The following is a 12,072-nucleotide window of genomic DNA, read 5'->3' as shown; positions in this document are numbered from 1 at the left end:
TGATTTGTAGGGGCGCCGCATGCTGCGCCCGATTAGCTGCATGCAGCGCCCATTAATATAATCAATAGGTTAGATAGCCGGTTGCAATGCGCTTGAACGTGTCATCTTGAATACCGTGGCCAGGCTGGCTAGCAGCGCCGGGATTGCCAGGAACAGCAAAATACTCTGCACCTGCCACTCCATCGCCAGTAGCTGAGCCGCCATCATGGTGCCAGCCACGCCGCCAAAGCGGCCAATGCCCTGCATCCAGGCAATACCGGTAGCGCGGCTGTGAGTTGGGTAGTAGGTGGCAGCCAGGGTTTGCAGGCCAGATTGCGCGCCGTTCATGGTAATGCCCATCAGGAAGATAAAGGCGCCGAGCAGCACGATCTGGCTATCCTCGGTGGCCATCGCCACAATCAGCAGGGCGCTGATGGCAAAGCCGGCGGAAACCACCTTGTGGGCATTCCAACGGTCCATCAACCAACCGGCCATCAGGATCCCCAGCGTACCGCCGAAGGTGAACAGCGACGTCAGGATCGCCGATTGCTCAAGCTGATACCCCAACCCTTGCATCAACAGTGGCATCCAACTCAGCAATACGTAGTAGATCACCAACCCCATAAAATAGGTGAGCCACAGCATCAGTGTCCCCACCAGGTAGGGGCGGCTGAACAGCAGGCCGACGCTGGTCTTCGACAGGGCCAGCTTGTCCTCATACAGGTAGAAACGGGTGATGTGGCTGATGTTATGGCTGATAAAGCGTCGGGCAATCTGTTTGATTTTAGCGGCATCCTGACCACGGTTAACCATGTATTTCACCGATTCCGGCAGCAGCAGGATCAACAGCACGGTGAGCAATAGTGGGGCAATGGCCCCCAGCAGCAACACGCTGTGCCAGCCGTAAGCGGGGATCAGCCAGGAAGAGATGGCACCACCGCCTGCCGCTCCCAGCGGAAAGCCGCAGTACATGGTGTTGATGGCTAGCGACCGGCAGCGCTGCGGAGCGTATTCGGAGATTAGCGTGATGGCGTTTGGCATAGCGGCACCCAGCCCCAGCCCGGTGAGGAAGCGCCACAGCGTCAGGCTGTTGAGTGAACCCGCGTAGGCGGTGGCCAGGCTGGAAAGGCCAAAGAACAGGCAGGAGAACACCAGCACCCGTTTGCGGCCAACGCGGTCAGAAATCGGCCCGGCAACCAGGGCTCCCAACGAAAGGCCAAGCAGCGCCGCGCTTAATACCGGCCCCAGATCCTGTTTCACGATCCCCCAGTCTTTGGCCACCGAAGGGGCGATATAGCCCATCGCCGCCGTATCGTAACCGTCAATTGCCAGGATCAGGAAACCCAGGATGATCAGGGTCCAGTGAAACAGCGAAAATTTGCTGTCGTCGATAGCCTGCTGAATATTCAATTCGGTGGAATGGGCCATAGTTTCCTTAAACGCAGATAGGATGTTGATGGATCGTCGGAACTGCGCCCGACTTGTGCCTGCCTGTCTATACATCTGCGTCAGAGCTGCTTTTATGTCAAATATTTTCGTTTTAAATGTTAATTTTATGTTTGTTTTGGGCGGTGGATAACATTGGTGGTTGGTGTTAAGTCTGTAATAAACGTCACCCATTAGTGGGTTAGCCGGAGAAAGCTGCTGGCCACCGCCGAACGGACAAAATTTAATACACTTTTCCAGGTTTGGTCGCCCGGTCGGGATCTGCGATAATGCTTTTTTTATACCCTATGAATTTCAAGCTGCGGCTAGGCGACAAGCTCACTCATCCCCAGGAGCTTACTTTTGGGTAAGTGACTGGGGTGAGTGAGTGCAGGTAACAACGCTGCAGCTTGAAAGGCGACGGGGATACTTTTCTAGATTGAGAAAGCGATGCAATACCCGATTAATGAGATGTTCCAGACTTTGCAGGGCGAAGGCTATTTCACCGGCGTGCCGGCCATTTTTATTCGCCTACAGGGTTGCCCGGTGGGATGCAGCTGGTGCGATACCAAACACACCTGGGAAAAGGACGCCGATCGGGAAGTGGATATGCAACGCATCCTGGTGAAAACTGCCGAGAGTGATGCCTGGGGGAGCGCCAGTGCAGAACAGTTGCTGGAGGTGGTTGAACAGCAGGGCTATACCGCACGCCATATCGTGATCACCGGCGGTGAGCCGTGTATCTACGATCTGATCCCGTTGACCAAGCTGTTTGAGAACGCAGGCTACGGTTGCCAGATCGAAACCAGCGGCACCCATGAAGTTCTCTGTTCCCCCAATACCTGGGTCACCGTTTCACCCAAAGTGAATATGCGCGGTGGTTTGAAGGTGGTAGAGCAGGCGCTGATGCGGGCCGATGAGATCAAGCATCCGGTGGGGCGTGAACGTGATATTGAGGCGTTGGATGAGTTGCTGGCAACGTTGCACGACGAAAAACACCGTATTATCGCTTTGCAGCCGATCAGCCAAAAAGAAGAGGCGACGCGGTTGTGTATTGAGACCTGCATTGCCCGCAACTGGCGGCTTTCAATGCAGACGCATAAGTATTTGAATATTGCTTGAGACCGGCCCATCATTCCAACCTGGATCGTCCCTTCAACCGCCGGTGCTTGAGATATATCACTGCATTTCCGGCTTGACTCGATCGGTTCCCTCTCCTTGGGGAGAGGGTTAGGGTGAGGGAGATCGCACCGAAGCCAATCGCCTCACCCTGAGCCTTGCCCTGTTAACCTTTATATACGCAGCCTGCGGTACAGGTCTCTTTGACCATCACGGCCGACAATTCAGGCAACTGCGGTTTCAACTGCTGCCAGATCCAGGCGGCAAGCACTTCGCTGGTCGGGTTCTCCAAGCCAGGAATATCGTTCAGATTATAGTGATCCAGGCGCTGCCAAATCGGCTTGAAAGCGGCCTTCAGCTCGGCAAAATCCATCACCCAACCGGTATGGGCGTCTACTTCCCCGGTCACTTCAATACGCACCATAAACGAATGCCCGTGCAGGCGGCCGCATTTATGGCCCTCCGGCACGTTTGGCAGATGGTGTGCGGCTTCAAACTGAAAATCTTTAAATAGCGTGGTTGCCATTATTACGGCCTCATTGACTCAAAAACCGCCGAATACTAACGGAAAGCGGCCCTGGTTACTATCTTTTGGGCTGCTTCAGGGGAGATCCAGGGGGGGCAGCATGTAGCGCTGCTGACATTTTTATTTGGGCGGGATTGAGCCGATCGGAGGACGTTATCCGCCTCAAATGCGAGTCATTCAAACTTTTAAAAATTAACTCATTAATTATCAATAAATTAAAAATAAATATCTAACGATTTAGCCACTATCCCTTACCAGGAAAACTGCTTAGTCGTTTTGGTTATTAATTATTGCTATCCCTTATTTAATCGTTGCAATGACGCTCGGTAACCTTACAAACTCTCCTGGTCTTTTCAGGACATTACACAACAACAATTACAGCGACTGACACTGGCTAAGCATAGGATATCCGTACCGCGATGACGACTCAGGTTCCTCCAACATCTTTGCTCCCGCTGACCCCCGAACAGCTTGCGAGTTTGCAGGCCGTCATTGGCGGGTACTCCCCAACGCAGCTGGCGTGGCTATCTGGTTATTTCTGGGGCATGGTTAACCAGCAACCGGGAAGCGTGGCTTCAGCACCGGTTGCAGCTGCCCCTGCGGCCAGCATCACCCTGATTTCTGCTTCCCAGACCGGTAACGCACGCCGTCTGGCCGAACAGTTACGCGACGATCTACTGGCGGCGAAGCTGAGCGTCACTCTGGTGAATGCCGGTGACTACAAGTTCAAGCAAATCGCCCAGGAGCGTCTACTGGTGGTGATCGCCTCCACCCAAGGGGAAGGGGAACCAGCGGAAGAAGCGGTGGCGCTGCACAAATTCCTGCATTCGAAAAAAGCCCCCAAACTCACTGAAACCGCCTTTGCGGTGTTTGGCCTGGGGGATAGCTCTTATGAGAATTTCTGCCAGTCCGGCAAAGACTTTGATGGCAAGCTGGCCGAGCTGGGTGCCGAGCGCCTGGTGGAGCGCATCGATGCGGATGTGGATTATCAGGAACTGGCTATCGCCTGGCGTAAGCAGGTGGTGGAAGTCCTGAAGGCTCGAGCACCAGCGGAAAACAGTGCTCCGGCGGCATTGGCCAGCGGTGCGGTCGAGCAGTTGGACAGCAGCCCCTACAGCAAAGAACAACCGCTGACCGCGCAACTGGCGGCCAAGCAAAAGATCACTGGCCGCGCTTCCGATAAAGACGTACGCCATATCGAGATCGATTTAGGCGATTCCGGCCTGCGCTATCAGCCGGGCGATGCCTTGGGCGTATGGTTTGACAACGATCCGGCGCTGGTGGATGAACTGGTACAACTGCTGTGGCTGAAAGGTGACGAACCGGTTGAGGTTGAGGGGCAAACCCTGCCGCTGCGTGAAGCTTTGCGCAGCCACTTTGAACTGACGCAGAACACCACGCTGATTGTGGAAAAATATGCCGGTCTGTCGCGGGACGAACAGCTGATTGGCCTGCTGGCTGACAAACCTAAGCTGCAACACTACGCCCATAACACCCCGATTGTAGACATGGTGCGCCAGGCTCCCGCCGATCTGAACGCAGAGCAGTTACTCAGCCTGCTGCGCCCGCTGACGCCGCGCCTGTACTCCATCGCCTCCTCTCAGGCAGAGAATGAAAACGAAGTGCACATCACCGTTGGCGTGGTGCGTTACGACATTGATGGCCGCAGCCGTGCCGGTGGGGCTTCCAGCTTCCTGGCCGATCGTCTGGAAGAAGAAGGCGAACTGCGGGTGTTTATCGAACATAACGACAACTTCCGTTTGCCTGCCAATCCGGAAACTCCGGTGATCATGATTGGCCCCGGCACAGGTATCGCTCCGTTCCGCGCCTTTATGCAGCAGCGTGAAGCCGAAGGTGCTGGGGGCAAGAACTGGCTGTTCTTTGGCAACCCGCACTTTACCGAAGACTTCCTGTACCAGGTTGAATGGCAGCGCTATGTGAAAGAGGGTCTGTTGACCCGCATCGATCTGGCCTGGTCACGGGATCAACAGCATAAGGTTTACGTGCAGGACAAGCTGCGTGAGCAGGGCGCGGAAATCTGGAGCTGGATCCAGCAGGGCGCGCACATCTATGTCTGTGGCGATGCCAACCGCATGGCGAAAGACGTTGAAAACACATTGTTAGCACTGGTGGCCGAGCACGGTGGTATGGATACCGAGCTGGCAGACGAATTCTTAAGCGAGCTGCGCCTTGAGCGCCGTTATCAGCGAGACGTTTACTAATGAGTGATAAACACCCTGGGCCTCTGGTGGTTGAAGGCAAACTGGCCGATGCCGAGCGTTTGAAGAAAGAGAGTAACTTCCTGCGCGGAACCATTGCCGAAGATTTACAGGACGGTCTGACCGGCGGCTTTACCGGCGATAACTTCTTGCTGATCCGTTTCCACGGCATGTACCAGCAGGACGATCGCGATATTCGCGCCGAACGTGCCGAACAAAAACTCGAGCCGCGCCACGCCATGATGCTGCGCTGCCGCCTGCCGGGCGGGATTATTTCCCCGCAACAGTGGTTGGGGATCGACAAATTTGCCGCAGAAAGCACGCTGTACGGCAGCATCCGTATCACCAACCGGCAGACGTTCCAGTTCCATGGCATCGTCAAAGGCAACGTGAAACCGGTGCACCAGTTACTGAACCGCCTGGGGCTGGATGCGCTGGCGACGGCTAACGACGTGAACCGTAACGTACTTTGCACCTCGAATCCTGTGGAGTCGGAGCTGCATCAGGAAGCGTACGAATGGGCGAAGAAAATCTCCGAGCACCTGCTGCCGCGTACCCGTGCCTATGCCGAAGTGTGGCTGGATAAAGAAAAAGTCGCGACCACGGACGAAGAGCCGATCCTGGGCGCGACATACCTGCCGCGCAAGTTTAAAACCACGGTAGTGATCCCGCCGCAGAATGATGTAGATCTGCATGCCAACGACATGAACTTTGTGGCGATTGCCGAGCACGGCAAGCTGGTGGGCTTTAACCTGCTGGTGGGCGGTGGTCTGTCTATCGAGCATGGCAACAAGAAAACCTATGCGCGCACGGCGAGTGAGTTTGGCTATATTCCGCTGGAACATACGCTGGCCGTCGCCGAAGCGGTGGTGACCACCCAACGTGACTGGGGCAACCGCACCGACCGTAAGAACGCCAAAACCAAATATACGCTGGAGCGGGTGGGGGTTGATACCTTCCGCGCCGAGGTAGAAAAGCGGGCTGGCATCACCTTTGCGCCGGTGCGTCCGTACGAGTTTACCGGCCGCGGCGATCGCATCGGTTGGGTCAAAGGGGTTGATAATCACTGGCACCTAACGCTGTTTATTGAAAACGGTCGCCTGCTGGATTATCCAGGCCGTCCGCTGAAAACCGGCGTGGCCGAGATCGCCAAGATCCATCAGGGCGATTTCCGTCTGACAGCCAACCAGAACCTGATCGTGGCCGGTGTACCGGAAAGCGAAAAGGCGAAGATCGAGGCCCTGGCGCGCCAGCACGGCCTGATCGACGACGGCATCAGCGAGCAGCGCAAGAATTCGATGGCCTGCGTGTCCTACCCAACCTGCCCACTGGCGATGGCGGAGGCCGAGCGCTTCCTGCCGGAGTTTGTGACCAAGGTAGAGGACATCATGCATCGGCATGGCGTGGGCGATGAGCACGTGGTGCTGCGTATCACCGGCTGCCCGAACGGCTGTGGCCGAGCGCTGCTGGCGGAGATTGGCCTGGTGGGTAAAGCGATTGGCCGTTACAACCTGCATCTGGGCGGTAACCGTGAAGGGACGCGTATTCCCCGCATGTATCGGGAAAATATTAACGAAGAGGAAATCCTGCAAACCATCGACCAACTGGTAGGGCGTTGGGCAACAGAGCGCACCGCTGGCGAAGGTTTTGGCGATTTCACCGTGCGCACCGGGATTATCCGGCCGGTGGTGGATCCCGCGCAGGATTTCTGGGAATAACTTGCTGGCTTTCCTCACTCTTTGTGCAGCAGCTAAGTTTGTGCACCTTACTGTCCCCTCTCCCTGTGGGAGAGGGTTAGGGTGAGGGGCCACATCAACACTTTCAGGAGATCGCATCATGGCTGAATTGGATCTGGCGGCGCTGAACGCGCTACCGAAGTCCGGGCAGGCGCTGGCACTGGCGGTCGTCAACGGCCAGTTGGAACAGCTTTCGGCACAGGAGAGGGTTGCATGGGCGCTGGAGCATCTGCCGGGGGAGTTTGTGCTTTCCTCCAGCTTTGGTATTCAGGCGGCGGTGTGTCTGCATCTGGTCACGCGCATCAAGCCGGATATCCCGGTGATCCTGACCGATACCGGCTACCTGTTCCCGGAAACCTACCAGTTTATCGACCAATTGGCCGACCAACTGAACCTGAACCTGCAGGTATTCCGCGCCGAGCATTCACCGGCCTGGCAAGAGGCGCGCTACGGCAAGCTGTGGGAGCAGGGCGTTGAGGGCATTGAGCACTACAACCAAATCAACAAAGTTGAGCCGATGAACCGCGCGCTGGAAACGCTAGGTGCGCAAACCTGGTTTGCTGGCCTGCGCCGTGAGCAATCGGGCAGCCGTGCCAATCTGCCGGTGCTGGCGGTGCAGCGTGGGGTATTCAAGATCCTGCCGATCATCGACTGGGATAACCGCCAGATTTACCAATATCTCACCGAGCATGGGCTGAGCTACCACCCGCTGTGGGATCAGGGCTACCTGTCGGTGGGCGATACCCATACCACCCGTAAATGGGAGGAAGGTATGAGTGAGGAAGAAACCCGCTTCTTCGGCCTGAAGCGTGAGTGCGGTCTGCACGAAGGTTGATGTCCCCTCACCCCAACCCTCTCCCACAGGGAGAGGGAGCTGATAGTCACTGCTCTGTTGGGAGAAAGAAGTTCACTCTCAACTGAGGCGAATGACTCGGTGTTCATGATGAATCACTCACTTTCAACCTAACTCGCTCGGTCCCCTACCACAGGGAGAGGGAGCGGATAGTCACTGCTCTGTTGGGAGAAAGAAGTTCGCTCTCAGCTGAGGCGAATTACTCGGTGTTCATGATGAATCACTCACTTTCAACCTAACTCGATCGGTCCCCTCTCCTTTTGGGAGAGGGTTAGGGTGAGGGGCTGTAACGTACTACTTCTTCTTTTTCTTCTTCGGCTCAGGGGCCGGATGCGCCTGCACCCATTCTTTTACCAACGGTAACAGGATCCGCACGCTGTCGCGGCTGCGCTTGTCGATCCGCCCTGGCAGGTGGGTTTCCAGATATTGCAGATTGTCGTATTGCGGGCGATGCCAGGTAATGCCATGCGGGAAGCTGGGGCTGACAGCACGCTGCTGGTAACCGTCTCGATCCCCAAGCGACCAGTTGGTGGCTTCTACCGCCATCACCGGAATTTTGGCGTTATCGAAGACGATCTGATCGGAACAGCAACCGGTGCCGGTTGGAAAACCTTTGCTGCCTGGGTTGATGGCCGCTTCAATACCATAACGGTGGGCGATGCTCAGTGCCCGATCGCGGGATCGGACCACCACTTCCGGCTCGGTGTTACGCCCAGAATGGAAATAGAGGCGATCGCCGGTGATCAGGCTGTCGAGGTTAATCACCAGCAGCGTGTTCTTCCGCTCCTCCGGCGTCATACGGCCAAGGTAGTTTTTAGCGCCTACAGACTTAAGCTCTTCACCACTCATGGCCACAAAGCGCAGGCTATAGGTGGTGGGGATGTTTTTCAGCCTATTGGCCAACTCCAGCATCACACCCACGCCGGAGGCATTGTCATCGACCCCCTGTAGCGTCAGGCCACCGAGGTTATTGTCCACCTCATCGTCGCTAAGCGGGGTATAGGTATCGAAGTGCGCCATGATGATGACCTGTTGGGGCCGCTCACCCTTTTTGGTGGCAATCACCGAGGTGACGCTAATCTTGCGCCAGTTTTCACTGGTGTCTTTGTTGGTGTAGAGATAACGGGCGTCAAAGGTGCGGGTGTCTGCCGGGTAGCCCATCTCGGTAAACTGCTGTTTCAGGTAGTCTGCGGCCAGTAATTCTGCCGGGCTGCCCGCCATGCGGCCGGGGAAGTAAGTAGCGATATGGCGGATCTGTTTAGCGGCGAACTGGCCCAGAGGGGCTTCTTTTACGGGTTTGGTAGCGGCCGAAACGCTTACAGCACTGCCGAGAGCGACTAACAACAGCCCTGCTCTCAGGCACAAGCGGGAAAACATACCGAAAAATCCTTCTCTGACAGCGGTGATGCCGATTATTTTTGCGGTAGTTAGTATGGGACGCCAGCGCCGATAAGACAATTTCTTCGCGTCCTATTTTTGTCTTAGGTGCTCGCCGCTAAACCGCTGCTATCCACGTTTAGTGGCACCGAATGTTCGACCGTAGGGGCGCTGCATGCTGCGCCCGATAGCACCTACGATAACCAGTCGCTGGCCTGGATAGTGTCATGCCATTTCCCACGTTTCAGGGCATAACCCACACTCTCTGGCGGCAGATTGAAATTGCCCTCCAATACGGCGGCCAAAATGGGCTCGTCAAAATCAGGCTGTGTAGCGTATACCGAGTTACCGCTCCCCTGGAGAATTCGTTGGTAAAAATCCCAAGGGGATTCATTATCATACCTGGTATAGAGAACTGTATTTTGGCCCCGGATCCATACCTGCCGAGTTCGTGCTGCGGCATGCAGCACCGCGAGTTGAAACATCGTGGGGCGTACGCCTATACCAAAATAGCTAATGACATCTGCGCAGATACGCTGCAACGCCGTTTGCGAATTGGCGACATTGTTGTAGGCGAATCCTCCCTGATTGCTGGCATCCAACCAGAAAATACGGCTTTTCTCCACATCCAGAATCAGAGGTGCAAACGAGCCAGTCTCGCCGGCAAGCTGGAATTTGTGTTCAACGGTACGTGGATCGAATACCGCACTGTCATCACTGTCCGCAGGATCACGTAACATGATACCGGCAAAGCCGCGCTCCAGGCCTGAAAATGGCAGTCCGGAATATTTATGGATCTGCATGACGGCATAGCGGATCCCGCTGTTTATCGCCGCTTCAAGGTGCAGGTCGATGAACTCAGAGGCACCATCCGGATAAGGGGCATCCTGATAATCGCCCGAGTGAACGGCAACGTGGTTACCTTCAATATTGCAGCTTAGATGGTAGAAGGTGCACTCGTTGACGAAATTCCAGTCCTTATCGAAAAAAGCCACGGCCAGATCAAGATCGGTGGAATAACCTTGTGGTGGCTGACACCAATGCGTAAACAGGCGGATCAGGCTGCCAGAAGGAACCGATAACGATGAGCCACGAGGCAGGTCGATCGCAAGGGAACTGGCGGTGCGCTCGTTGAACGGCACCATAATATCTCGCAACGTTTCATCGATGACGGCAGTCTGAAAATCAGGGTGTCGCGCAAAGCGTTGCAATAGTTCCTGCTCAATGGTTGCTACCAACGGTAGTGTCACTTCTGGCGGCAGAGGCATGCGATTATCAGCGGTTGCCGGTGCCAGAAACTGAGCTCCTTTTGGGAAGTAGACCCTCACAGGCCAGCGTTGGTCACGATGGGCCAAACTGCTTACCAGCGTGAGCAACACTGGGGTGGCTAACAAAGGTAACTTGCTGCAAAACAGGGCCCGTACATCGGAGCTGCCTTGCTGTATCTCCATTCGGAGTAGATGATCAAGACGACGCGCCAACTCCCCTGGGCGTGTGGCCAGCAATCGACACAGTGCTGGCAGATCCTGAGTATTAATATGCTGTTCTACTTCAGCATTGAAGCTGACAAAGCGGACTTTTCCTTTGGCATCATGGCGATAGCGGGGAAGGTCTAAAGCTGAGTAAAGATGCTTAGCCAGCGGTGTTGCCGACTGGCGGACCAAGGCAAAAGCAGTCGCAACCCGTGGGAAGCGTTTGGCGTACTCAAACGGATGCAAAAACTCGCCCACCCAGACCCAGAAAGAGGCGTGCCGCAGCATATCCTCTACCATGCTCTCCTGTGGCAACCCCTCAAGACGCGACAGTAATTCACGACGCAGCAAGCGCGGTAATGGTGCCATCTTAAAGCGCTTGACTTCGGCCGGTAAAAAACGCACTTGCGGGTATTGTTGTTGGTAGAGCTGCCAGCGTTTACTCAGCCGTTCAGGTGAAACTTTTTGCACATCCATGGTGACTGCGGCGGGTAACAATGCCGGGCTTGCATTAGAAAATGCGGCCAATAAACGCAGGAAATCGGTGGCCGTTGTCAGATATAGTTCTGCCGCTTGCAGCACTTCTGTGGCGCTGTTTCTCTGCAATAAGGTGCCAAATAACCAGGCAATGTTTTCCCGCAGTGGGATCTCGTCGGGTAGCCACTCAAGCACCGTAAAGCCATAAGCGTCGATCAACGTTTTGAACGCCTGTACATCGTTAGGCGACATCGCCTGGCGGCGTTCACAGAACGAGATAAATAGCCGACGTGCACACGCCATCTCATCGTCTTGCAGATCAAGCCATTTAAAACGGATGTTCTTTTGCTTGCTCGCCGGACGCTCTAGATGGAGGTCTTTAAAAAAAGGAGAGGAGAGATCGACATGATGCTCGCAAACGGGGCAGGCCGAATAGTTACTGCCATCAAAACAGTGGTCACAGACGATATGCTGGCAGGGGTTCAATACATGAACGGTGTCATGATGCCCGCAGAACAGGCAGGGTTGATCTTCCGCCTGTAGATAATGCGTCAGCACCTTTTGGCGCCAAAGTTTGTAGGTATCTGCCGGGATCCCTCGAGGAAACGAGCGGAATAACGGGCGATGCTGAACGCCTCCACCAGTCGCTTCGTTGAGCGTTTTACACAGGCTGAGTATCAATCGGGTTAATGCGTTTACGCCGAGTGTTTGCAGACGGTCGCGTAATTTATAGCTGAGCACGTAACCCAATGCCGCCAACTCTATTTCTGCAGCCTCGATGAGAGCTTTATCCAACCGTTCACCCGCAGGGGCAACATCAAGCAAGCCATAGCGAACCAAAAGAAGTTTCTGGACAGGAGAGAGCATAAAAATCCGTTTTGATGGCAGA

Annotated in this window: 8 protein-coding genes; 4 read left to right on the top strand and 4 right to left on the bottom strand. The window is 55.3% G+C overall.

Annotation, left to right across the window (positions count from 1 at the left end):
• Nucleotides 1–69: 69 nt before the first annotated feature.
• On the bottom strand, nt 70–1,407 hold the full coding sequence (locus ACMV5I_RS04010; protein WP_414823734.1) for an MFS transporter: 1,338 nt from the start codon (nt 1,405–1,407) through the stop codon (nt 70–72).
• A gap of 447 nt (nt 1,408–1,854) precedes the next feature.
• Here ACMV5I_RS04010 and queE point away from each other — a divergent pair, with 447 nt between their 5' ends.
• Nucleotides 1,855–2,526 (top strand): 7-carboxy-7-deazaguanine synthase QueE, encoded by a 672-nt coding sequence (gene queE / locus ACMV5I_RS04005; protein WP_021179399.1) that lies wholly within the window; start codon nt 1,855–1,857, stop codon nt 2,524–2,526.
• Nucleotides 2,527–2,689: 163 nt separating this feature from the next.
• Here queE and queD read toward each other — a convergent pair whose 3' ends face one another.
• Nucleotides 2,690–3,049, bottom strand: coding sequence for a 6-carboxytetrahydropterin synthase QueD (gene queD / locus ACMV5I_RS04000; RefSeq protein ID WP_021179400.1), 360 nt, complete (start codon nt 3,047–3,049; stop codon nt 2,690–2,692).
• Between the two features lie 419 nt (nt 3,050–3,468).
• Between queD and cysJ the strand changes: the two genes are divergently transcribed.
• The 3 genes from cysJ (at nt 3,469) to cysH (ending at nt 7,839) form a co-directional block, all read left to right on the top strand.
• Complete coding sequence (gene cysJ, locus ACMV5I_RS03995) at nt 3,469–5,271, top strand: NADPH-dependent assimilatory sulfite reductase flavoprotein subunit (protein ID WP_414823733.1); 1,803 nt, start codon at nt 3,469–3,471, stop codon at nt 5,269–5,271.
• Nucleotides 5,271–6,986, top strand: a complete 1,716-nt coding sequence (cysI, locus tag ACMV5I_RS03990) for an assimilatory sulfite reductase (NADPH) hemoprotein subunit (protein WP_202728426.1) — start codon at nt 5,271–5,273, stop codon at nt 6,984–6,986. Before cysJ ends, cysI begins: the two co-directional genes overlap by 1 nt.
• A 118-nt stretch (nt 6,987–7,104) precedes the next feature.
• Entirely contained in the window at nt 7,105–7,839 is a 735-nt protein-coding gene (gene cysH / locus ACMV5I_RS03985; protein ID WP_414823732.1) for a phosphoadenosine phosphosulfate reductase, read from the top strand.
• 312 nt (nt 7,840–8,151) lie between these two features.
• Here cysH and ACMV5I_RS03980 read toward each other — a convergent pair whose 3' ends face one another.
• Together ACMV5I_RS03980 and ACMV5I_RS03975 are read right to left on the bottom strand one after the other, a co-directional pair.
• Complete coding sequence (locus ACMV5I_RS03980) at nt 8,152–9,234, bottom strand: aminopeptidase (RefSeq protein ID WP_414823731.1); 1,083 nt, start codon at nt 9,232–9,234, stop codon at nt 8,152–8,154.
• Between the two features lie 194 nt (nt 9,235–9,428).
• Nucleotides 9,429–12,050 (bottom strand): MXAN_6230/SCO0854 family RING domain-containing protein, encoded by a 2,622-nt coding sequence (locus ACMV5I_RS03975; protein WP_414823730.1) that lies wholly within the window; start codon nt 12,048–12,050, stop codon nt 9,429–9,431.
• Nucleotides 12,051–12,072: the final 22 nt, after the last annotated feature.

Source organism: Serratia sp. T13T92, from assembly GCF_047530105.1.
Classification (GTDB): domain Bacteria; phylum Pseudomonadota; class Gammaproteobacteria; order Enterobacterales; family Enterobacteriaceae; genus Chania; species Chania fonticola.
Note: the sequence above shows the minus strand (reverse complement) of the source record. Positions and strands in the feature narration are given on the sequence as shown.

Bases quoted from the DNA above. Each gene is read 5' to 3' on its own strand.
- cysI (WP_202728426.1), top strand. From the start codon at position 5,271: ATGAGTGATAAACACCCTGGGCCTCTGGTGGTTGAAGGCAAACTGGCC.
- cysH (WP_414823732.1), top strand. From the start codon at position 7,105: ATGGCTGAATTGGATCTGGCGGCGCTGAACGCGCTACCGAAGTCCGGG.
- queE (WP_021179399.1), top strand. From the start codon at position 1,855: ATGCAATACCCGATTAATGAGATGTTCCAGACTTTGCAGGGCGAAGGC.
- queD (WP_021179400.1), bottom strand. From the start codon at position 3,049: ATGGCAACCACGCTATTTAAAGATTTTCAGTTTGAAGCCGCACACCAT.
- ACMV5I_RS03980 (WP_414823731.1), bottom strand. From the start codon at position 9,234: ATGTTTTCCCGCTTGTGCCTGAGAGCAGGGCTGTTGTTAGTCGCTCTC.
- ACMV5I_RS03975 (WP_414823730.1), bottom strand. From the start codon at position 12,050: ATGCTCTCTCCTGTCCAGAAACTTCTTTTGGTTCGCTATGGCTTGCTT.
- cysJ (WP_414823733.1), top strand. From the start codon at position 3,469: ATGACGACTCAGGTTCCTCCAACATCTTTGCTCCCGCTGACCCCCGAA.
- ACMV5I_RS04010 (WP_414823734.1), bottom strand. From the start codon at position 1,407: ATGGCCCATTCCACCGAATTGAATATTCAGCAGGCTATCGACGACAGC.